Here is a 22980-nt window from a genome sequence, read left to right on the forward strand (position 1 = left end):
GACAAAAATCTGTAAAGTCCAGCATCGGATTAACGTTAGGTTCCTCCTATTGCTGACCAGTGAGCTTAAAAGTGCCGCCTTCCCGCTTACCAAGCGGATAATTTTGAACCGTCATTTCCACCTTCGTATTCTTATCCCATACCGGAAGCTTGTCAGATGTACTGTACTCCTTCATAGCTATGTCGATGACTTCCTCTGCCTTCTTCGTCAATGCAGCAGAAGACATATTATATTTGCCATAACCTTGATAAGCACCGCCAAAACCGAGATTAGGTTGGTTGTTCACATTCAGTAGCACACCCTTCAACTTGCCATCCTCTGCCACATCAAAAGTCACTTTTTCCAATACAAAATCATCTGTAACGACAGATGTCTGCTCTAACAGATGCGTTATGGATGACAGGTTGGCTGCTAATTTAACTTTTCCAAGTAGGGCCTCTGTATCATTTTGTTGCTTGGTTAAGGCTTGTGTTGTCTGTTTTAGCGATGCATTCGCTATAGTTAAAGAATTGACCTTCGTATTCAGATTATAATTCCATACCGCCAAGGCTATACAGCCTAGTACAGCTACTCCAGAAATGACCGTTGCTACAACTGCCAGCTTACGAATAGGCTGTGGTTGTGGCTCCACAGACTGAGTATGACCGCTTAACTCTCCCATACCAAACTTCCTCTCTATTTATATAGTCATATTTTACTATTCCCCTCTCTGATATTCTAGTATATTTTTCCTAATTCTATATTTTCTAAGCATTTGTACAGGAATTCGTTTCATTAGGCTTCGAGCTTTGGTTCGCTCGCTTTCCGGGAGAAGCTGTATTTACCAAATACACACTACCTGCAATCAGCACCAACCCCACTACAAATGTCAAAGTGAGGGACTCTCTGAGCATGACCATACTAAAGAGTGTGGATAGCACCGGAATCATAAACGTATATGAGCCGACGGTTCCTGCATCCCCATTGTCGATTAGCTTAAAATAAATCATCCAGCCCATCGCAATCACGAATACTGAAATAAACAATAGAATAGCGATAAAGGAGGCTGTCCAGTGGATATCGCTCCATTTCTCGGTCGTAAACCCAATCCCGTTGAGTATGATCCCTCCCAAAATGAGTTGCATCGTCACCGCCCAAATGGAGTCCAGTTGTTTACTTTTTTTCTTCATATAAATCGTTCCGAGCGCCCAGCACAGTCCCGAGGCTAGCCCCAGCACAATGCCCAGCACAGACAAATGACCTGCCATTCCGCCTGAGCTAATCACGATCACTCCACCAAAACCGAGTACCAGTCCAATGACCTTCAGAGGAAACATACGCTCTCCCAACCACAGCCAGGAGAATAATCCCAACAAGATCGGTTGAAGGAATACCAAAGTGGAAAATAATCCTGCAGGCAAATAACGCAGTCCTACCGTCTGCAAGCCATAGTAGCCTGCAATATTAAATATAGCCAGCACAAGATATGTCCACGCATTTTGTCTAAGGCGTAAGGTTTTCCGATTACGCATAGCGAACAACAGCAGAATCACACCACCCAGCAGCGTGCGGATTCCCGAAAAAAATATCGGCGGCGTATCTGGCAAGGCCAGCTTGGTCAACGGCCAGTTGATCCCCCATACCATCACTAATATCAAGACAAGCCACAACGTAGCTTTAGGCGTTAATTTTTTCATAGATGTCTCTCTCCTTAGAATTTCATTGCGCATTGCTTACGACTAAACTCTGAACAGCCGTTTGCAAAGTTTTGCTTTACTAGCTTATACTGTGGTCACTAATAAATAAAATGAATGTTTTCAATAAGGGAGATAACTTTTCACTTATGACTATTACTCAGATTATGATCTTTGTTCGCGTAGCGGAAACACTAAACTTTACCCAAACTGCCCATGAGCTGCATATGACGCAACCTGCGGTCAGCCATGCCATCGCCAGTATCGAGAACGAGCTCGATGTCCAGCTATTGCTGCGCGATCGAAAAAAAGGCGTGCTCCTGACAGATATCGGACACAAGGTGCTGCTGCAATTCCGCATGATGCTGCAAAGCATGGAAAAGGTGCAGCAGCAGGTGGCCGCTGAAAAAGGCTTAGATGTGGGTACGATCACGATTGGTGCCTTTCCTTCTGCCTCGGCCTATTTTCTGCCCCCGATTATTGATCATATTCGTCAGCACTATCCGAACCTTGTTTTCGATTTACACGAAGGTTCCACGAATGAAGTCAAGGAGTGGGTACATACCAGAGAAATTGAAGCGGGAATCATCCTGTTGCCAGACCCTGAGGTAGATGTAATTCCTTTATGTCAGGATGACATGGTTATTCTGCTGCCTGACGGTCACCCTTTTCAATCGCACGACAAAATCGCCATCCGAGACTTGAATCAACAGGAGATGATCTTTTGTAAAGGTGGACATGAGGTCGCCATTATGGAAGGTTTTGAACGCGAGCAGAGTCAGTTGCAGGCACAATTCATTACTCACAATATCAGCACGCTGGTCAGCATGGTCCAACAGGGACTAGGTATGGGCATTGTCTCTTCACTCGCCTTATCCACGTTCCCCCATGATCTGACCGTCAAGGAAACCACGCCTCTAATTACGCGTCAAATCGGTATCGCTATCCCCTCTCTACACAATGCTTCACTTGCTGTACAGTTATTTGTGCGTACTGCGCAGGAGCTGTTTACTGATTTGAAGCAATAGGGCATATGTGCAGAATTATCGAATCATCGAACAAGAGGAAAAGTTGCGTAAAGCAATGTAGCTAGTGATGTGAAGATCTTGGATGAGCTTATTCATGATAAGCTTATATTCGCAAATCACTTTGGACAGGTGTAGAACAATATAGATGGGGCGTTGAATATCATTTCAGGGCATTGTAGCACGGTAAAATTAGATTAATCGCGAATCCGCCATGGATACGAAATCTGACTAAGGCATGTAGACAGCCACGGCAAGAATTTTCGTGATTAAATTAAGTGACACGGCGTAAGTGAAAGAGCGCTAGCCTTTTTAGGGATAGCGCTCTTCCTTTTTACAATCTTGTTAAATCACTTCTTGGTTGTGGCATCGTACAAACGCTGTAAAACAGTAACAGCTTCGGCCCGTGTGACCTGCGTTCTTGGGTGAAGGTATCCATTGTCAGCGGTAAAGACGCCCATCTTGGTAAGGGTGTAGAATGCTTCTGCCTTTTGATCCTGGGAATCTCCATCATAGGAGTACTCTTCTCCCGTTTGGTCGATGTACAGTACCGGATAGTAGGCAGAGAAATTGTCTTTGTAATTTGCCTTACGAACTTTGATATCGTTGTACTGCGCAGCTGAGGAAATGACTTCGGCAATCTCAGGATGAAGAGTCTGATTAGTATAGTCTGTTCGAACTGAAGCAATCATCATCATATCCCACCGGGTCAGCGGTTTGTCGGGCTTGACATAGAATTGATAGTTTGGATAATCGGCCCCTACACTTTCAGCAAACGGCCAAACATAATCTCCATTGAATATGGCTGCAAAATCTTTATTCGCCCAGTGCTTGCGCGCATCCACAAACTCTGAAGATTTACCAGCTGAATAATTGATTTCTGGAAAAAGTTTATGAAACATATGGACAAATTCCGCTTTTGTTATAGTTTTGCCTGGCTTGAAGGTCCCATCCTTATAACCGCTGACAACACCTTTGTCGACCATCGAACGGATGGATTCGGCAGCCCATTCATATTTTGTACCGTCCACATCAGGAAACGTTTTTGCCGCCAATGCGGATTGACTGAAAAACAGGGCCACCACAACTATAGAGGTAATCAGCCATTTCTTTTTCAACATCTTTTTTCCACTTCCTTTAGGTAAATTATTATGTACAAAATAGTTCTTTAGACTTAATGTTATATCGGTATATCCTAAGCAGAAGATGAACATAAACAAAAAAAGCACTGCATAATCAGGTTGTAACGCGCCATATTAGCTTCTGTAAACGACACAAAAACGGCCTTCGCAACGAGTAAAATTCGTCACAAAGGCCGTTATCCGTAACCTAAACGCGTGTCTTTAGAGATAGTTCAGGCCACCACTCGAAAAATTAACAAGGTTCTTCGCTTGGTTTCCCTGCATCTGTAGCTGTACGGAAGCTTGAACCGCAGCCGCATGTAGCTACAGCATTCGGATTATGAATCGTGAAACCGCCAGACATACCAGACTCTTCAAAGTCGATTTCCAGACCGTCCAGATAGCGGATACTATCCTTTTCCACGACTACTTTCATATCCTGTACATTCATATATATATCCTGATCCGTCTCGTTGTCGTCAAAGCCCATGGCGTACGAAAATCCGGTACATCCACCTGGCGTAACACCCAGACGTAAAAACATATTCGGCGTTTCCTGCTGCTCCAGCATTTCTTTCAGGCGTTCAGCAGCGGAATCGGTGATGTTAATCATAGCTCCATCCTCCTCTTTTACTTCATGCTCCCCTTCAGTATACTCTCTTATTTGCAGGTGCTCAAGTCATGGAATGTCCTTCCGTTACAGGCTTAAACACCTCTTTTTCTACTCGTTTGTATTGAACACCAGTGGTGTGAGGTTTATAATAGGTGAAGAGTGTGTTAAAGAAACTGTCGGAAATTTGTCATTTCAAAGGCGAAATTATGAGACATCCATCATTGTAGCCTGGCATTGTAACATTTTTCACATATCGTATATCCGCGCTGCCGGATTCTTGCCGACGGAACGGGACATCCTGTGCGCATCAAGCGCTTATGCCGCTAATTCGGCGGACAGCCTCGCACAGAGCAACTTGAAGGAGGAATAGGCATGTCCACATTAGTTACACCTTATACAGACCGCAGAATGGCGGAAATTGTAGAAAAGGTACAAAACGGGATTCGTTTGAACCTCGAAGATGGTATATATTTGTATGAAACTGACGATATTCTCACACTGGGCCAGTTGGCTAACGAAGCTAATTTACGCAAGAATGGTAAAAAGGTTTATTTTATCGAAAACATGAGCCTGTACTTCACCAATGTATGCGAAGCGCGCTGCGCGTTCTGCAATTTCCGCAAGGATCAGGGGGAGGAAGGCTCTTATACGTTGTCTGGGCAGGAAATGATTGATTATGTAGAGCAACATATCCATCCAGGCGTAAGAGAATTCCATATCGTAGGCGGTCATAATAATCATGTGCCTTTCCAATACTATGTAGATTCATTGAAGGCACTGAATGAAAAGTATCCCAACGTTACACTGAAAGCATACACTGCAGCGGAAATTGACTTTTTCACACGCATAAGCGGCTTGAGTGTTAAAGAAGTTCTTCAAGAGCTGCAAAAGGCAGGACTTCAATCTCTGACTGGTGGTGGCGCGGAAATCTTATCCGATGAATATCGGAAGAAGATGCGTGTTACCAAAGCCAATGTGGACCGCTATCTTGAAGTACATCGTACGGCCCACAATCTCGGTATGAAAACTCATACGACCATGCTGTACGGTTCAGTCGAAACTTATCAGGATCGTATTGAGCACATGCTGCAAATTCGTGAATTGCAGGATGAAACAAATGGATTTATGGTATTTATCCCACTGTCCATGCAGCCGAAAAGCAAAAACGCCAACATCATGCGCCGCAACTCTGCTTACGAGGATCTCAAAACCATTGCGATCAGCCGTTTGATGCTGGACAATATCGACCATGTTAAAGCTTACTTCATTAATATTGGTCCGCAATTGACGCAGGTCGCTCTTACCTTTGGCGCATCTGATGTCCATGGCACGATTGTGCGCGAGCAGATCAGCCATGCCGCAGGTGCGTTGACTCCTGCCGGATTGACCCGCAAAGAGCTAATCTGGCTGGTCAAAGGTGCTGGACGCATACCTGTAGAACGTGACACCTTCTATAACGAAATCGAAGTTTTCGAATAAGTGTAACATCGGATTCAGATTTCCCGCGTGCATTTTATCCCCATTACTCACACCAAGCAGCCTCAAGCTGCCCCGGAACACGTCGGTCTGTCTGCTAAAGGCAGGCCCCTTTCCGGGCTTTACAACAACAAAACTTGTGCTATATCGACAAGACACCAGACCATTTGCCGGGGACACGGTAACGAAAGGACGGCGGATTTTGATGAAAAATTTCGTTATTCTAGGGGGCGGCTATGGCGGCCTTACCATTGCCAAAGAATTGCTGGATAAACACATTCCCGACGATATTCAAGTTATTTTAGTGGATCGGATGCCCTTTCAGGGACTGAAAACAGAATACTATGCCCTTGCGGCAGGTACCGTATCTGATTTTGATTTGCGGGTACATTTTCCGGATGAACAACGCCTTATTCGCAAATACGGAGAAGTCACTTCGATGGATCTTGAGAATAAAATGGTTCATTTTCAAGATGGTGATCCTTTGCCCTATGACCAACTTGTCATCGCGCTAGGTTGTACCGACCGTTTTCATAATACACCGGGAGCTGAAGAATACAGCTGTACGATCCAATCCTTTAATCATACCCGCCAAACGTATCTGCGCTTGAATGAAATCAAGCCTTATGGACATGTCCATATTGTAGGTGGCGGTCTAAGTGGGGTCGAGATTGCTGCGGAGTTACGTGAAAGCCGCGCGGATTTGAATATTACGATTATGGATCGGGGCGAGCGGGTGCTATCAGCATTTCCGCAACGTTTGTCTGCTTATGTACATGCCTGGTTCAAGGAGCATCAAGTGAATGCGCTGAATCACGTTGCGGTTTCCCGTATTGAGCCAGGGGCTATTTACAACCGTGATGAGCCAATTATGACCGATGCGGTAGTATGGACAGCCGGGATTCAGCCCGTTAAAATTGTGCAGGATTTAGCTGTTCCTAAAGACCCTCAGGGTCGCATCGTGCTAAATGAATATTATCAAATACCGGATCATCCTGAAGTGTACGTCGTCGGAGACTGTGCGAGCCTTCCTTACTCTCCAAGCGCTCAGGCGGCAGAGGTGCAAGGTGAGCAGATTGCCCACATTGTACGCGACCTGTGGAAAGGACAAACGCCTCACCCGCATCCTTTAAAGCTACGTGGTACATTAGGTGCACTTGGCAAGAAGGCCGGGTTTGGTTATGGCTTTATGGGCAGTACCTCTTTGCGTGGACGAGTGCCGCGTCTGCTGAAGAGCGGTGTGCTCTGGAAGTCCAAACGCCATTTTGGCTAATTGGATACTCAACAACAAAGAAGACCTGCTTCCAGAGCAGGTCTTCTTTGTTTGTTGCATCTATGAATAATACATATTTCCTACAAGAGGAAGCTGGCTTGCCGATGACTTCTATTTTTAATCCAAATCCAGGTTGTCCCATGCTTCGGCTTCTTTAATTTTGTTTAGAATCACTTCGTACAGAAGCTCTGCTGAATCTGCGGATACAATTTCACCATTAACCATCGCATAAGGCTCAGCGTTACACTGACCGCAATTGCTTAGGCAGCCGTATTCAATCACATCATAATCCGGGTTCTGTTCTAGTTTGGACATAATCTCATCGGTACCAAAATGCATATTACTGGTGCAAAATTCAATAATAGGTCTTAACATTTTTTTCACCTGCTTTGGATGACGGGCATTTTAATTTGGCCCGCTTTGTAATATAATAAATAAGGTATAGGAAAGGAGTTGAATTCTAATGAGCGAAGCACAAAGCGTTCAAATGTATGATGAAGTAGCAGACGTACTGGATAAGCTCCGTCCGTTCCTGCAACGCGATGGCGGTGACGTTGAGCTGGTTGACGTTGAAGATGGTATCGTTAAGCTGAAGCTGGTAGGCGCTTGCGGCAGTTGCCCAAGTTCTACAATTACGCTGAAGGCAGGGATTGAACGCGCTCTTCTCGAAGAAGTCGAAGGCGTCCAAGAAGTGGTACAAGTATTCTAATGCTTGATGCATAATGATCAGAGAGTCTTGACTTCGGTAACGAAGCTCAAGACTCTTTTTTGTGTTACAACGTCTAAAGGATCTCTCGATCTTATATGGTTGGCCGAATGGGGTCCAATCCTCCGGACACATCCATAATATTACCCGTTATAAAATCCGAATGCTCCTCACACAAATAGGCGATCACTCGCGCAATGTCCTCTCCGCTTCCTGGACGCCCACGCGGTGTCTCTGTATCCTGCATGCCGATGACATCGGCAATCGACTTTTCCTTGTTCGCTCCTCGGATATCCCCGGGACAGATCATATTGACCGTGATGCCATGGGGAGCTTCCTCTACAGCCAGTGACTTCGTAAAAGACACCAGCCCCACCTTAGCAGCTGCGTAGACGGCGCGATGCGGCCAAGCCCTTGCTTCTCCAGCATGACCAAAGCCAAAATGAATAATACGTCCCCATTGCTGGCTACGCATGTGCGGCAATACCAAATGATCCAGCAACATGGTACCGACCAGATTCCCCTGTATCATGGCATGAATTTCAGCTACACTATAATCCGCAAACAGACGGCGTTCCCGGATGAACGGTCCAGCATTATTCACCATAATATCGACTCCGCCCAGCCGATCCTGCACTTCACCGATCAGCCTGGTGATATCTTCCTGAACCGAGATATCTGCTTGTAAAGACAGGCAGCGTACTCCCTTTGACTCAATTACCCGCTTAAGCGCTTCGGCTTCAGCCTGGCTATGGACATAATTCAGGGCAATGTCACAACCTTCATCAGCCAGACGCAGAGCGGTCATTTTACCTAAACCTTTGGCACTACCCGTTATGAGTGCGACTTTGTCTCTCAACAGTTTTCCTCCTCTTCACAGAGAACGGTCACCCCCAAGTATAAAATATTTAAGCAATCCCTACAACTCCAACCAAAAAGAAACCCCAGTCCTCTTGTTCAAGAGAAGCTGGGGTTTACGTTCAGCGCATTCTTAGTTTCTGCTTAAAATGCAGGGATAATTGCGCCTTGATATTTGTCTTCAATGAATTTTTTAGTTTCTGGAGATTGCAAAGCTTTAAGCAGTTTTTGGATCGCTTCGGAATCTTTATTATCAGGACGTGCTACCAGCACGTTAGCATATGGTGAATCTTTGTCTTCCAGTGCCAATGCATCCTTGGTCGGATTCAGCTTGGCTTCCAAAGCGTAGTTCGTGTTGATCAACGCAATATCCACTTCAGGCAACTGACGTGGCAGCATAGCTGCTTCCAGCTCCTTGAACTTCAGGTTTTTCTTATTTTCAGTAATATCTTTTACAGTAGCTTCAATGTTGCTAGCATCTTTCAGCTTGATCAGACCTTGTTTCTCCAACAGCAGCAATGCACGACCTCCATTGGTTGCATCGTTCGGAATGGCTACTGTTGCACCATCTGGAAGTTCATCAAGCTTTTTATATTTTTGGGAGTAGATACCGAATGGCTCCAGATGAACCGCGCCAACAGAAACCAGATCCATTTTACGCTCTTTGTTCATCACATTCAGGTAAGGTACATGTTGATAAAAGTTAGCATCCAGTTGCTTGTCAAACAATTGCACGTTCGGCTGTACATAGTCGTTAAACTGAACGACTTGAAGACGAACCCCTTCTTTTTCCAACTGAGGCTTGATTGCTTCCAAAATTTCCGCATGAGGCACAGGAGAAGCTCCAACTTTCAGTTCGACTTCACGGGGTGACCCGCCTGTATTTTCGGCCGCATTGTTTGTATCCGATGTTGTGCTCTTTGTACCGCAAGCAGCCAGTACCGCAATTAATGTCAAGCTCAATACAGCCAATACCCATTTCTTCATGTTGTTACCCCTCCAATAATTTGTAATATTCAGGATCAGACGTCCTGATCAATAAGGATATCTATATGTTTTCCCTATTTTCGAGTATAATGCCGCACGAGACGGTCTCCCGCCATTTGCAGCAATTGAACCAATACGACCATCAGCACGACCGCAACGATCATTACAGCCGTTTCGTAACGATAATAGCCGTAGTTGATAGCCAGTGTACCCAGTCCACCGCCCCCGATCATCCCGGACATTGCCGTGTAGGATACGAGTGTAACGACGGTAATGGTTAATGCGGCGAGCAGGCCCGGCAGTGCCTCACGTAACAGCACACGCCGGATAATTTGTCCTGTCGAAGCCCCCATCGCTTGTGCAGCTTCAATGACACCCTTGTCCACTTCACGTAGTGACGTTTCGACAAGACGTGCGAAGAAAGGAGCAGCCCCGATAACCAATGGCGGAATGGTTCCCAGCACCCCGGTCGAGGTACCTACCAACGATCGTGTAAAAGGAATAAGTGCGACGATCAAGATGATAAATGGTACGGAACGCAAAATGTTAACGACGAAAGATAATACAACGTATATCACCTTCATCAGAGTCAACGAGGAACGGCTTGCCAGAAACAACAATATACCGAGCGGCAAACCAATAACGAGGGTGAACAATGCAGATGCCCCGAGCATCTGAAGGGTTTCCAGAGTAGAATTCCCTAGCTCTTCCCAACTCACTTGCGAAAAATCAAGTTCGCTCATTGTCCGATCACCTCCACATCGAGTCCTTGCCCTGACACTTCGCGCAGCGTATGTTCTATATCTGAATGGTTTCCTTCAAAACGAACGATCAGCTGTCCATATGGTACGTTTTTAATCGTAGAGATGGTGCCCTGTAAGATTGCAAAATCAACACCTGTACTTCGAGCCGTACGCGATAGAATTGCATCATAAGTTTTACTGCCCAAGAAGGAGATACGTACCACCTGTGCCGATTCGCCGCTACCTGCTGCTGCAATCGCTGCTTGTAATTCCTCAGGATGTTCTGCCTCCCGCTGGATAAAATCCTTAGTCACCTGATGCTGTGGCTTCAAAAACACTTCCGCCACCGGACCTTGCTCCACGATATCGCCCTCATGAATGACGCCAACTCGATCACATATACTTTGAATGACATGCATCTCATGAGTAATCAATACGATAGTCAAATTAAAGCGCTGGTTAATATCCAACAGCAATTTCAGGATAGACCCTGTCGTCTGCGGATCAAGCGCAGACGTCGCTTCGTCACACAGCAGCACATGCGGATCACTAGCCAGTGCCCGTGCAATCCCTACCCGCTGCTTCTGTCCACCTGAGAGCTGTGACGGATATTTTCCACTGTGTTCTTTCAGTCCCACCAATTCCAGCAGCTCGCGAACTTTCTTGTCTAGCTCCTGCTTTGGGGTATTTACCAGCCGCAATGGAAATGCAATGTTGTCATACACTGTCGCCGAAGACAACAAATTAAAATGTTGAAAAATCATTCCGATTTTTCGGCGTTGCTTCTGTAACTGGGCTTGACTCACAGTCACAAGGTTAACCCCATCTACCCATACTTCGCCTGAAGTAGGGCGTTCCAATAAATTAATACAGCGGATCAACGTACTTTTGCCCGCCCCGGAATGACCAATCACCCCGAATATTTCTCCACGCTTTATAGAAAGGTTCAACCCGGACAACGCATTAACGCGTCGGTTACCTTTACCATAATGCTTGGTTAATTGCTTAAGCTCTATCAACGTGCTGCGACCTCCTTCACTTCTTTCTTACCCTGTTAACCAGTTGTCATCTCTCGGGATTGTATAAAATCACTATTTATTTATACAAAAAAGAGCCCCTTTCACAGAATGAAAAGGGCCCCACCTTGCGAACCTTTTCTCATCTGCCAAAATCGCTATAACTCTAGCGGTTTTGTAGGAATTAGCACCATATGTTCCCTCCCGGTGCATTACACCGGGAAAGAACGGGTTGCCGGGCTTCATCGGGCCAGTCCCTCCACCTCTCTGGATAAGAAAAATATGTTAAACTCCAGCTTTAGCTGTCCGTTAAGTTTATATAAAAAAAATAATTCAAGCATTTTTCTGAAACTAGGTTTCAGTATAGATAGTTTACATTGCTTTGTCAAAGGATATTTTCTGTCATAATTATGGGCGCACTGCCCGGTTCTCCCATTGTTTCGCAGTATAAGAAAATGCTTTTGATAGCGACTGGCATACCATTTCCAAGCCCTGCTGCAAATCTTCCAGATGGTGATCAAGGTCCTCCAGTTGGATTTTTCCATATAAAGCACGGTGACGTTGCCAGAGATCGTCCTGCATTTCCGTGTTCATATAATGTATTTCCGTATTTCGACGCTTACGCAGGCGATTGATGGCATCGTTGTATGTGTCCTTGATATCATTTAAATTATCAGTCAATACAGGATGCATTTTGAGATACTTGAGCTGTCTCAACACGGTAAAATACGAATAATGCGCCTTATACTGCCCTGTTTTTAAATCATACAAATCATTCATCCAGTTACCAAGCTTATCCAAAATAGAGAATACCCGCACAAACCCATCCTTATAAAAGAAAACATACAAAGCATAATCGGATTTTTCATCCTTGCTCATATCTTCAGCGTATCCGGCTTTCACTCTCATACGGAAAAAGGCGGCAGCATGATGGCTCTGCTCCAGTTCATCCAAAGACGACATCAGACCACGTGTTAAAATATCCGCCTTCCGAAAGTCATGGGTAGGATCACCACTGGCCTGGATTTGCCGTTCCAGCAAATGTAACATGTCTGACATGCTATTCATGGCATCCAGCAGGACGCCATGATTTTCACGTGGGGGCTCGCCCAATAGCTTGCGTATCATGCTTCACGCCTCCTTCATATCTGTAAAATCCGGCTGTTAGATGCTTGAATAGGCGTCAAGCGAAATAACTCGTCCACCGTTGATCTACAAGCTTAACTATATCCTCACGCGGTAGCACCTCATCAGGGTAGCCTGGCTTCATACGTGCATCCACTACAATCGGCAGCTTATAGTTCAGGTGATGCAAACGTACTTCGCTGTCGGCGTACATATCTGTAGCCGGGTTAAAGCGTGTGAATACCGTCCACAGGAACGAGGCTTGGGAGCGAACAACTTCTTTGGCATCGTCCACGATAAAGACAAGCGGCCACTCTTGCTCACCCGCAGCTAATCGCTCCAATACACGCGCAGCGAGTTCAGGCTCCTGCTCAAAGGACGAGCCGGATATAACCAGGCAACCTCCGCAATAGGGTTCGATTTCACGAATTCCCGGCAGATCGCCGCCTTCATAAACGCGAGGCAATTCACGCACAGGCTCGCCTACCCCCATCAGAATCGCCTTGCTGCCGTGATTCAGCTTGCGGCCCGTGTAATCGAGTGTATCGTGAGACGTATGGTTAAAAATAAACAAATCTCTGGCTGGATTAAATCGCTCCAAAATGGTTTCTAGCAACAGGTTAAAGTCGGATAAATCGATCACCCGATCCGTCAGCATCAGGAATTTGGTCAACGACAATTGACCTTGACCCAGAATGGTAAAGCCGGATACCAGCGCTTCACGGGAGTAGCTTTCACGTACGACTGCCGCTGCCAGCGCGTGTACACCTGTTTCTGCATATGCCCATAACGACTTGACGGAAGGCATCACAAGCGGATAGGCGGGCGACAACAGACGTTGCAAAAATTCGCCGAGATAGTAGTCTTCCTGCCGTGGCTTACCTACAATGGTTGCCGGATAAATGGCATCTTTGCGGTGATGCATATGTTTGACATGAAACACAGGGAAATCATGTTGTAATGAGTAATAGCCAAAATGATCGCCAAACGGCCCTTCCGGGCGACGTTCATGAGGCGGCACATAGCCGCTGATCGCAAACTCGGCTTCTGCCGGAATGCGATGGCCTCCAAGCGGGTCTTCTGTCATGGGCAGCTTGCCCCCCATAATCAGAGAAGCCAGCAACAGCTCTGGCAAGTTTTCCGGGGCAGGAGCAATGGCAGACGCAATCAGAGCAGGCGGGCCACCGATGATGATCGTCGTAGGCAACGGCTCATTACGCAGCTCTGCCTCATGATAATGGAAGCCGCCGCCTTTATGGATTTGCCAATGAATCCCTGTCGTCTGATCATCATAAATCTGGATGCGATACATCCCCAAATTATGGTCCTTGGAATGGCCTGGCTTTTCGGTATACACGAGCGGAAGCGTAATGAACGGTCCTCCATCCTCGTGCCAACTGGTTACTCTAGGCAGCGGAGCCAGCGGAGCATCCGTACGGCGAACGCCCAATACAGGAGCTTCGTTATGAGATACTGTTTTTAGTCCTACTTTTAGCATGTCCTTAATCAGGCCACGTTCATTCCACAACGCTTTGGGTGTAGGTGGAAGCAGCGTCTTGGTCGCACCTACAATTGCATCCATCAGTTGCTCTGGACGAGGGCCAAAAGCCATGTCCACACGGCGATTCGTGCCGAACAAATTACTGGCTACAGGAAACGGGGTTCCTTTGACATTGGTAAACAGCAGTGCCGGGCCCTCTTCCTCAATGACTCTTCGGTGGATCTCAGCCAACTCCAAATAAGGATCGACAGGTGCTTCTATAATTTTAAGATCATTTTCTTTTCGCAGCGCTTCAATAAATTGGCGCAAATTCTGGTAGATCAACTGGATGATTCCTCCTAAGCAAATCAAGCCCTCGAGAAACTCGTGGGCCTGGTTTGTTTCTTATGATGTTATTATACGTGTTTCAACGCCTCTTGGGCAAAATACGTTTTATAATGATCTACGAAACGCTTAGGTACGCTGTGCTTGGGTCGGAACAAGCTTGCGGTCCGGTGACAATTGCCATACACGATAGCTCAGATAAGCCAAAACGGAGAACAACGATGCAATCACCAGCATATGTCCCAGCACGATAAACATGTAAATTTCAGGTCTGTTGACGTACAGCAAGATAATGCCAATCACTACTTGAAGAATGATCAATACGACCGATACGACACCTAGGGTACGAATATCCCGGTGATTCGGGTGATAACGGTACGAGTAGTGACCCACAGCCAAAATAATGACGAACAGCAGTCCGGCTGAAATCTGATGAAGCAGCAGTGGAGATATGAAGCCCCCAATATTTACAACCTTCTGGATGACCGAATGACTAAGCAACGCTCCTGAATAAACAGCAATATAGGTATAGATCGTTGATAGCCATATAAAGTTACGATAGCCCCGACTGACACGCCCAGGAATCAGACGTGGAGTGTAGCGTGAATCCGCATGCTCCTGCCAGGCTCCCAGCGTCATCATAGTCGCACTGGCAAAAGCGATAAGCGCAAAGCCAAAATGCAGTCCCATGACTGCAGCCGATTGGGAGAAGATGACAGCCAACGCCCCCATCGCACCTTGTATGATAACAAACAATAACGTGAGCAACGAGAATAGCTGTAAATCCTTCCGATGCTTCATAAACAGCAAAAAGCCGACAAACGAGGCAATAGAAAGAATTCCAGCCATGGCACTGACGGAGCGATGAGAGAACTCAATAAGGGATGCGATGGTATGTGCCGGAACCAGCTTACCATTACAAAGCGGGAATTCTCGTCCACAGCCGAGACCCGAATCCGTTCGCGTCACGACACCTCCACCGAAGGTAGCCAAAAACATGACAATGCATGTTACGAGTGCCAGCCATTTTAGTATTCTGATTTTGTTATTCAATGAATTCACCCGTATCCTTCCAAATATAATATTTATTCACTTTAGATGTTGTGAAATGATCACTTAAAGTAATTATAACTGATATATCGTTCCTTGACATACGAGCTTTGTTGACAAAATGTGAACGTGTCCGTAAGAAAGCCGCCTCCTTCGGAAGGAAGCGGCTTTCTGTATATCGTGATGATTAGGTTTCCCTTCGGAGCCCTCATACATACCTTTATCATTTATTTTGCCAAGTTAGCATGGACTTCTACAGCCCGGTCCAAAAACTGCTCGATTTCCTCGCGGGATTTACGCAGCCTGTTCACCAGACGTACCAGTTCTCGCCCTTCACTGTAAGCGATAAAGCTGGGAATCCCTAGAACATTTTGCTCTTGACTGACACTTTCGGCCTGCTCTACATCAATCTCAATTAATGTAAGCTTGTCTGCATATTGTTGTTCCACATCAGGCATGAACGGACCAATAAAATGACAATCCCCGCACCAGTCCGCCTTAAACACAGCTACCGTTACACCTGAAGTGGATATTGCCTTATTAAAGTCTTCATGAGAGACGATTTTTTGCATACATAATTCCTCCTTGAACTTCTTTTATGCAGGAAATCCTGTAGTTTCTATTGTAACGCCAAGTGAAGCTTTTGCACACACCCCTATTATGCTCACATGCCGATTGGAAGCCCTCTCATTGAGGCATACTAAAGATATACTTAAGAATCCACATAAGCGACGACATTCTAACAGCATACCCAACATACTTAGTGGAATACGGGGATGCCTGCACTTGAAAGGAGGTTATTTAAACATGTCTCTCACCGAATGGCTCCATGTGGCATCTCGACAGCTTCAGGGAGGGCTCAAGCTACTGAGCTCCGTTCCGCGTGTTGCGGAGGAGGCATGGGAGGGCAAACGTGCGGCCTGGACCGAATCCCGTAAATTACGCTATCCCTTACGTGAACTGCCGTGGGATTATCATTCGGCACAAGCCGCCATGAATGAAGCTGAAGCATTAATGCTGGTGAACGGACCCGCTACGCGTCCCTCTTCTCTTAATATGCCCTTATGCGAAACAGACTGTGAGCTGCTGGAGCGGATCAAGAACGATACAGCACAGGAGAATCGCAGCAACATCACGCGCACTGCCGCTTACCTTGAATGCTATCGTGGCTACCCGGAATTACACTGGGCATTACTGGCCCATCTGGTTTCTCGTAATGGCGGCTATAATATGACTGATCTGAAAGGAGAGCTCATTGGCGACCTGTTCGGCGAACAGGAAAAGGAGTGGCTGTATCGACTACTTGAGCGCTGTAACGCTCTTATTTTTCAGGATGCTTATCCACAGTTGCAGCTTTACATGCACAGCCGTCATTTGGGACGAAGTTGCTTCCATTTGTTGCCCTATTTTCACGTTTCGCCATTCATGAAGCCCTTTTGGGAACGTTTCTGGGCTTGGCGGGATAGTTCTCTTTTGACGGTGGCGCTCATTATTAATGAACAAAACTATATTGAAGGACGTGTCGTGAAAGATCCGTATTTTCAAAAATTTGTGACACACAAGCCGGGCTTTTATTTGCATGACTGGCTTCAGCTCAATCAAGTTATATTTCCGCTTGGGCTAAACGGTGGCCTTGCCGGACTTGTCATGGAGCGTTTCGGCCATCTGGACGAGCGGATCGGCTTTGGCAAAAGTCTCTACGCTATGTTATTTGGCCATCAGCAGGTACTGGATCAGGCATCCGCATTTGCTGCCAGCGTGCCGCATACCGGTTCTCGCAGCGACTATTGGCCGGGACTGTTCACTCCGAATGAACAAAAAGCGCTGCGCTCTCCAGAAGAGAGTGCAACGCTTTTAGCACATGAATGGCTCCCGCCAAGTCAACGTCTGTACAGCCCGGAACTGAACGCCGTTTGGTCAGATACAGCCTATGATCCGATTCCCCGTTATGACTGGTTTCAGGACGGTTCTACACTTGGGCATATCAGTGAACCAAGACGGCCTCTGTTATTTGCTATGCGCCATGAGCATCGCCACGGCATACAAAAAACAGCAATGGCCCGTGATGCTCATAACAGCTTTAGGTCCTTTCATTGAACAGAGGAAGGATTCTTTTAGCTTCGTTGTCCAGTGGACTCACGCTGTAGGCGCATTAACGGACGCAATACCTTCTGCAACATACGCGGATAGTTGCCCAGCTCGTCCCTGCGCAATACGCGCAATACAACCAGCAATACCAAGTAGCATACCAGTACAACTGCTCCGGCAATACAGCACGCGATCAAGAAGGCTACACGCGCAGGCATCAGGTGTACCAGCAAAATGCAGGCTTCATTTACTCCGTACCCGATAGCTCCCGAGACTACGACAGCGGTTAGGAAGCCTGCCCAGCGACGGCCCATGATTGAGAAAGTAACAATACCTTTCAGCACACGCAAATTCAGCAAAGTAATGACGAGAAAACATAATCCGGTTGCGGCAATAATTCCGTAAATTCCAAGCCAACCAGCCAGCAGCCAGCTCGCTGCCAACTTCACAACGATACCAACCATCACATTGACCATTGAAATACGCGGCTTGCCCATACCGATCAATATCGAATTAGAAGTCATCATCGTAATCTGGAAGATCGTTCCGAGTGTCAAAACAGCGATAATTCCGCTGCCTCCAAGCGAGCTGAACAACAGACCATTAATAGAATATGCAGTTACACATAAAGCCAACACAATCGGCATTCCGGTCAAAATAGAGATACGCAAGGCAAGCGTCATCTGATTTTGTAAATGCTGTTCATCCTTACGGGCAAAAGCCGCCGAAATGATCGGAATGAGCGATTGACTGAGTGCAATGGCCAAAATTGGAGGAATACCTGCCACACTCTGTGCCCTAGAGCCTAGATAACCCAACTGAGTAGTCGCCTGATCCAATCCCACTTGTCCAGACAGCAGTCTAACTACAATCGACGTATCAATAAAATTAACCGCCGGAACCGTCAGAGACGACAATACGATGGGAATAGAGAGCTTAAAAATATCTTTGTAAATCCGCATCATCGGTAACGCGGAGCTTTCCTCTTGGAATTGCTCTTGACGATCTTGGCGATCCTGACGACGCAGTTTCACCGTGTAATACAACATGACCGCCAGAGCGCCGAGACTTCCCATGACACCCCCAAAGGAGGCACCCGCCGCAACCTCACGATCTCCATAGCCAAGCTTCAAAATAATAAAGGCGAGCAGAATTGCGGTTGCTACCCGTGCGACCTGCTCCACAATTTGTGAAATACCGCCTGCGGTCATATTACCACGTCCTTGGAAGTATCCACGCATCATGGCAATAGCAGGAAACAACAGCAAAGCGGGTGCCAAAGCCTGAATAGCCAAAGCAGACTGCGGAACCCCTGCTACATGCTCGGCAAAATAAGGCGCTCCAAAATACAGCAGCGCCGTAATGATAATACCCGCCACGGCCGCAAATATCAAAGCCGCACGATACACACGTCGCGCTTCCGCAGGGCGATCCAGTGCGTAGCGTTCCGAAACCATTTTACTCAGTGTGCTAGGAATACCGGCCGTAGCGACCGTGAGCAACATCAAATAAGCGTTGTTCGCAATGGTAAACGAGGCGTTCCCGACGGAGCCGAGCAAATGCTCCAATGGAACGCGCTGTACCAGACCAAGCACTCTGGCCACCAAAGCGGCAGCGGCTAAAATAAGCGTACCTTTAAGGAATGTTTCTTTATTGGACAAAATGCGTTCCCTTCTTTCTTGCTGTTCACATGCATGCAAAAGCTCCGCGAAAAACAGTCATGGCCTGAGCCATCACCGGTGCGGAGCCGCATGTCGATTCTGTCTCTGTAAATCATAATAAACGAATCTCAGGTTAAAACACCCAAATTAAGAATACAATAATCATGGCAAGCTGCAAAATTACTTTCATCACGGTGCTAGTAAATAGGCCCAAGACGGAGCCAAAGCCCACTTTTATAGCTCGATCCAGCGGGGCTTTACCAATCAGCTCACCCAGCACAGCACCGATAAATGGTCCCATAATCAAACCGAATGCTGGAATAACAAAGGGGCCAATAATGATTCCCACAGTACTAAGGATCGCTGACAGACGCGAGCCGCCAAATCGCTTCACTCCCCACGCATTCACAGCATAATCCGCAATAAAAAGGGCAACGACGATTAGTGTTTGTATAATCCAAAACAATGCATTGTATGGAGCAAACGAGAAAAACCAGCCGTATACAAAAAATGCAAAATAAATGGCGAGCGCCCCCGGCAATACGGGATACACCGCTCCCGCCATGCCTACAATGAACAGTACAATGACAACAATCCAACCTACAACGTCCATGGGCCTCCTCCTTCTCGTCTATTCATCTTGCTTATGCACCATCATTTTATTACACAAGCACATAATCTCGAATCACTTCTACAATGCCGTCCTCATTATTCGAAGCCACAACCACATTAGCGGCTTCTTTTACCGTATCCTGAGCATTCCCCATCGCTACACCCAGTCCAGCCGCTTGAATCACAGCCAGGTCATTCAAACTATCACCTACGGCAACCACCTGCTCCATGGTAATGCCGAGCAGGTCGCACACTTCAGCGATGCCACTGGCTTTGGATATACCAGCTGGATTAATTTCCAGATTCGTCATCGAAGAATTGGAAATTTCAAGTCCCCCCATATCCTGAAGCTTGAGCAAAATTTGATGGCGAATTTCGTCATTTTCCGTATTATAACCGAATTTGAGCCATTCCTGTGTATCCAATGTGTCCGGCCAACGATCTCTGTTGTATAACTCCTCGGTTGAGTAAGCCCAGAACCAGGAGCCTGTTTCTACGGCAATCTGGTGCATCTTGCGAACAAGCTCCTTATCAAGTAAATAGCGGCGCCACAATTCGTGAGGTGATTTCCATACTTCACTGCCGTTTACAGTTACCATTGGCGTCTCCAGGCCGAGTTGCTGACCGTAAGGTAAAGCATGCATCGCTGCACGTCCAGTAGACAAGCATACATGAATCCCTTCCTGAATCGCCTTATTAATCCAATTAATCGTTTCCAGGCTTATTTCATGATTATCGTTCAGTAAAGTTCCATCCATGTCGAGCGCAAGCAGTTTGTATTTATATTGGTTTTCTCCCATGGTCTCTCTTCCTCCTGTTGTCCCTTATGTCCAACGACATTTTACCATGAAAAAGAGAAGCCCACAAAAGTATTCAAGTCCTTAATTCGCTGCCAGAGGCTTTTTGGGAATACCATCAAGCCCGTATACTTCGTCATACGCATCAAATATTTTACGCGCAATGGGTCCCGCGCTCGTCGCACCAAAGCCCCCCTCCGGGATGATCACGGCTACAGCCAGCTTCGGATTTTGACGCGGAGCAAAAGCGATAAATACCCCATTATCTTTAACCGTACGTCCCACCACCTGCTGAGAAGTCCCCGTTTTGCGGGCATAGTCATAGGGAAATCCGTTAAAGGCTTTAACATCGGTAGCCATACCACGAATCACAGTATTCCAGTACGTATCTGAAAAAGCGACCTCATTCAGCACCTTCGGCTTAAACTCACGTACGAGATTCCCCTGGTCATCCACAATTTTACTGACCAAATGAGGCTGCAGTCGCTTGCCCTTGGTTGCCAGTACAGTCGTATACTGGGCCAGCTGCATCGCTGTATATTTCCCCTGCTGACCAAAGGATGCCTGTACCAAACGTGTCAGTGCACTTTCATGCTTACTGGTGTACTCCAGTCTGCCTGCCCACTCACCGGGCAGATCGACTTCCGTCGGTACACCCAGTCCAAATTGCTTCATATACTTGTCCCATACATCAATTCCCTGATGCATTCCTGCATTACTTCCGTATTTGGCATACAGCGGCTTGCCGATCATATCGACCATGAACGTATTTGACGAGACCTCAATCGCCCTACTAGGTGTTAGTGAACCATACACATGTCCGCCTGAATTACCGACTCGGCTGGATCGATTTTTGCCATAGTACGCACTTCCTGTATCCTGATATGTTTGTCCAGGCGAAAACAGATTTTCCTTCAACCCGATCAGCACAGTCAGCGGCTTAATGGTTGAACCCAGCAGAACCGAGGATTCCGGGTGCGGACCCACTTTTCCACTAGGTACAGATTTAATCGTTCCGTTCCCCATTTTATGCTGAATATCGTCATACACTGAAGGCGACGCACTTCCCGTTTTCCATACATTCGAGTCATAGTCCGGCATGCTGGCCATTGCTACGATATGTCCGGTCTTTACCTCCATCGCTACAGCGAAGCCAGTAGTTGCATCCTGATGAAGTTTCCCCGATACGGCATGGGTACGAAGCCAGCGGAGTTGATCCATAATCACCTGTTCGGTTTTTTGTTGAATTTCCTTGTTGATGGTAGAGTACAGATGATGACCTTTCGCTGGTGGTGTAATGGATCTAATGCCCTCCGGCATGCTTCGAGGGTTAACCTCTACCGTTTTATAGCCATTTTTCCCTCTTAACTCGTCTTGATACTGAAGCTCCAAGCCATCATATCCGACAGTTTCGCTTTCCGAATACACTTGTTCCGGTCTTAGAACCTCCGAATTGGCTTCATACAACTCTTTATATTTGGGTCGGTTCGCCCGAGCTCCTTTGAATTTGTACATATATCCAATCGTTTGCACTGCCACTCGATCCGAGTCATAATGGCGTACACTTTCTTCTATAACCTCTACACCTGGAAACTCTGTTCGATGCTCCAGAAAATAAGCGATTTCCTTCTGACTCAGGTTGGATTTGACCAAACGTGGGGTGAATCCCCTATATTGAATATAATCCGGGTCGAGTCGTTGTATAATTTCCTTTGCATCAAGTCGCTCTCCTTCGCTATGCCCCAACTCGTTTAATTTGCTAGCAAGTTTGCCAGCAAAAGCATTAAGCTCAGGGAGCAGCTTATCCGCCGGCTTGCGGTCTTTCTCCGTACGTTTGCTGTAATCCTTAGGCAAAGTCACATACAGGGATTGCATTGGAGTCGAATATGCCAGTCTAACCTTACCCGTGGAGTCATAAATCGTACCGCGACTCGGGGTTAGCGGAACATTTTTTGTATTTATGGATTGCTGCTGGCCCTTCAGCTCCTCTGATTGTATAAACTGCAATACAGCTAGTCTGGTAATGATCAGGGCAAACAGCACAAAAACACTAAAAAACAGTAGGTTGGTTCGTAAAACCGTCCGCTGTTTTCGCGTTTCTTCGTCCTCTTCACCAATTTTCTTTTTGAATGAAAATTTTTTATCCAAACTTCCTCTGTCCATATTAGCTGATCATTACTCCTTCCAACAGGTCTCATATTCCTGATCCTACCATATTTGAAACAAGAAACAAGGAAATCCAAGATGACAATTTTGTAAGAAAACGTATAAAAAAACACAAAAAAGCTTTCCTCAGCTCAATGGCTAAGGAAAGCTTACCTGAAATAATAT

At 46.5% G+C, this 22980-nt stretch carries 22 protein-coding genes and 1 riboswitch; of the genes, 5 read left to right on the forward strand and 17 right to left on the reverse strand.

Going from position 1 to position 22980, the window contains the following annotated elements; all coding sequences use genetic code 11:
• Nucleotides 1-46: 46 nt before the first annotated feature.
• Both ACUC6J_RS19860 and ACUC6J_RS19865 read right to left on the reverse strand, forming a co-directional pair.
• Nucleotides 47-661: a hypothetical protein gene (locus ACUC6J_RS19860; RefSeq protein ID WP_123797616.1), complete on the reverse strand. Its 615-nt coding sequence runs from the start codon at nucleotides 659-661 to the stop codon at nucleotides 47-49.
• Nucleotides 662-746: 85 nt separating this feature from the next.
• Nucleotides 747-1676 carry a DMT family transporter gene (locus ACUC6J_RS19865; protein ID WP_340865442.1) on the reverse strand — a complete coding sequence of 310 codons (930 nt, stop codon included), beginning with the start codon at nucleotides 1674-1676 and terminating at the stop codon, nucleotides 747-749.
• Between the two features lie 146 nt (nucleotides 1677-1822).
• Between ACUC6J_RS19865 and ACUC6J_RS19870 the strand changes: the two genes are divergently transcribed.
• The gene (locus tag ACUC6J_RS19870) at nucleotides 1823-2701 is read left to right on the forward strand and encodes a LysR family transcriptional regulator (RefSeq protein ID WP_447249327.1); all 879 of its coding nucleotides are present in this window, start codon (nucleotides 1823-1825) and stop codon (nucleotides 2699-2701) included.
• A 347-nt stretch (nucleotides 2702-3048) separates the two neighbouring features.
• Here the strand turns inward: ACUC6J_RS19870 and ACUC6J_RS19875 are convergent, their stop codons facing one another.
• Both ACUC6J_RS19875 and ACUC6J_RS19880 read right to left on the reverse strand, forming a co-directional pair.
• Nucleotides 3049-3819, reverse strand: coding sequence for an S-layer homology domain-containing protein (locus ACUC6J_RS19875; protein ID WP_153794593.1), 771 nt, complete (start codon nucleotides 3817-3819; stop codon nucleotides 3049-3051).
• 253 nt (nucleotides 3820-4072) lie between these two features.
• Nucleotides 4073-4432: a HesB/IscA family protein gene (locus tag ACUC6J_RS19880; protein WP_016820013.1), complete on the reverse strand. Its 360-nt coding sequence runs from the start codon at nucleotides 4430-4432 to the stop codon at nucleotides 4073-4075.
• A 372-nt stretch (nucleotides 4433-4804) separates the two neighbouring features.
• On the opposite strand from ACUC6J_RS19880, the gene mqnE reads away from it, so the two are divergent.
• Together mqnE and ACUC6J_RS19890 are read left to right on the forward strand one after the other, a co-directional pair.
• Nucleotides 4805-5911: an aminofutalosine synthase MqnE gene (mqnE, locus tag ACUC6J_RS19885; RefSeq protein WP_434659390.1), complete on the forward strand. Its 1107-nt coding sequence runs from the start codon at nucleotides 4805-4807 to the stop codon at nucleotides 5909-5911.
• Nucleotides 5912-6113: 202 nt separating this feature from the next.
• Nucleotides 6114-7181, forward strand: coding sequence for an NAD(P)/FAD-dependent oxidoreductase (locus ACUC6J_RS19890; protein ID WP_019688528.1), 1068 nt, complete (start codon nucleotides 6114-6116; stop codon nucleotides 7179-7181).
• A 117-nt stretch (nucleotides 7182-7298) separates the two neighbouring features.
• On the opposite strand, the gene ACUC6J_RS19895 is transcribed toward ACUC6J_RS19890, so the two are convergent.
• Nucleotides 7299-7556 carry a YuzB family protein gene (locus tag ACUC6J_RS19895; protein WP_016820010.1) on the reverse strand — a complete coding sequence of 86 codons (258 nt, stop codon included), beginning with the start codon at nucleotides 7554-7556 and terminating at the stop codon, nucleotides 7299-7301.
• Between the two features lie 88 nt (nucleotides 7557-7644).
• Between ACUC6J_RS19895 and ACUC6J_RS19900 the strand changes: the two genes are divergently transcribed.
• Complete coding sequence (locus ACUC6J_RS19900) at nucleotides 7645-7890, forward strand: NifU family protein (RefSeq protein ID WP_013372910.1); 246 nt, start codon at nucleotides 7645-7647, stop codon at nucleotides 7888-7890.
• Between the two features lie 91 nt (nucleotides 7891-7981).
• Here the strand turns inward: ACUC6J_RS19900 and ACUC6J_RS19905 are convergent, their stop codons facing one another.
• From ACUC6J_RS19905 to ACUC6J_RS19940, 8 genes are all read right to left on the reverse strand, one after another.
• Complete coding sequence (locus tag ACUC6J_RS19905) at nucleotides 7982-8746, reverse strand: SDR family oxidoreductase (protein ID WP_016820009.1); 765 nt, start codon at nucleotides 8744-8746, stop codon at nucleotides 7982-7984.
• Between the two features lie 143 nt (nucleotides 8747-8889).
• Entirely contained in the window at nucleotides 8890-9732 is an 843-nt protein-coding gene (locus ACUC6J_RS19910; RefSeq protein WP_016820008.1) for a MetQ/NlpA family ABC transporter substrate-binding protein, read from the reverse strand.
• A 74-nt stretch (nucleotides 9733-9806) separates the two neighbouring features.
• The gene (locus ACUC6J_RS19915; protein ID WP_016820007.1) at nucleotides 9807-10475 is read right to left on the reverse strand and encodes a methionine ABC transporter permease; all 669 of its coding nucleotides are present in this window, start codon (nucleotides 10473-10475) and stop codon (nucleotides 9807-9809) included.
• Nucleotides 10472-11494 (reverse strand): methionine ABC transporter ATP-binding protein, encoded by a 1023-nt coding sequence (locus tag ACUC6J_RS19920; protein ID WP_016820006.1) that lies wholly within the window; start codon nucleotides 11492-11494, stop codon nucleotides 10472-10474. Before ACUC6J_RS19920 ends, ACUC6J_RS19915 begins: the two co-directional genes overlap by 4 nt.
• 136 nt (nucleotides 11495-11630) lie before the next feature.
• Nucleotides 11631-11769: riboswitch (SAM riboswitch) on the reverse strand.
• Nucleotides 11770-11899: 130 nt separating this feature from the next.
• Nucleotides 11900-12619: a Cthe_2314 family HEPN domain-containing protein gene (locus ACUC6J_RS19925; protein ID WP_447249328.1), complete on the reverse strand. Its 720-nt coding sequence runs from the start codon at nucleotides 12617-12619 to the stop codon at nucleotides 11900-11902.
• Between the two features lie 55 nt (nucleotides 12620-12674).
• Nucleotides 12675-14441, reverse strand: a complete 1767-nt coding sequence (locus tag ACUC6J_RS19930; RefSeq protein WP_031462169.1) for a UbiD family decarboxylase — start codon at nucleotides 14439-14441, stop codon at nucleotides 12675-12677.
• A gap of 129 nt (nucleotides 14442-14570) precedes the next feature.
• A complete protein-coding gene (locus tag ACUC6J_RS19935; RefSeq protein ID WP_016820002.1) occupies nucleotides 14571-15503 on the reverse strand; it encodes a COX15/CtaA family protein in 933 nt (310 codons plus the stop codon).
• 215 nt (nucleotides 15504-15718) lie between these two features.
• Nucleotides 15719-16063 carry a thioredoxin family protein gene (locus tag ACUC6J_RS19940; RefSeq protein WP_447249329.1) on the reverse strand — a complete coding sequence of 115 codons (345 nt, stop codon included), beginning with the start codon at nucleotides 16061-16063 and terminating at the stop codon, nucleotides 15719-15721.
• A 235-nt stretch (nucleotides 16064-16298) separates the two neighbouring features.
• Between ACUC6J_RS19940 and ACUC6J_RS19945 the strand changes: the two genes are divergently transcribed.
• Complete coding sequence (locus ACUC6J_RS19945; protein WP_447249330.1) at nucleotides 16299-17588, forward strand: DUF2515 family protein; 1290 nt, start codon at nucleotides 16299-16301, stop codon at nucleotides 17586-17588.
• 17 nt (nucleotides 17589-17605) lie between these two features.
• On the opposite strand, the gene ACUC6J_RS19950 is transcribed toward ACUC6J_RS19945, so the two are convergent.
• The 4 genes from ACUC6J_RS19950 to ACUC6J_RS19965 form a co-directional block, all read right to left on the reverse strand.
• Nucleotides 17606-19240, reverse strand: coding sequence for a putative polysaccharide biosynthesis protein (locus tag ACUC6J_RS19950; protein ID WP_016819999.1), 1635 nt, complete (start codon nucleotides 19238-19240; stop codon nucleotides 17606-17608).
• A 133-nt stretch (nucleotides 19241-19373) separates the two neighbouring features.
• The gene (locus ACUC6J_RS19955) at nucleotides 19374-19853 is read right to left on the reverse strand and encodes a DUF456 domain-containing protein (protein WP_025365771.1); all 480 of its coding nucleotides are present in this window, start codon (nucleotides 19851-19853) and stop codon (nucleotides 19374-19376) included.
• A gap of 49 nt (nucleotides 19854-19902) precedes the next feature.
• A complete protein-coding gene (locus tag ACUC6J_RS19960) occupies nucleotides 19903-20652 on the reverse strand; it encodes a Cof-type HAD-IIB family hydrolase (protein WP_016819997.1) in 750 nt (249 codons plus the stop codon).
• 81 nt (nucleotides 20653-20733) lie between these two features.
• Nucleotides 20734-22812: a peptidoglycan D,D-transpeptidase FtsI family protein gene (locus ACUC6J_RS19965; RefSeq protein ID WP_447249331.1), complete on the reverse strand. Its 2079-nt coding sequence runs from the start codon at nucleotides 22810-22812 to the stop codon at nucleotides 20734-20736.
• Nucleotides 22813-22980 lie beyond the last annotated feature (168 nt).

The sequence above is a fragment of the Paenibacillus sp. JJ1683 genome, from assembly GCF_053006485.1.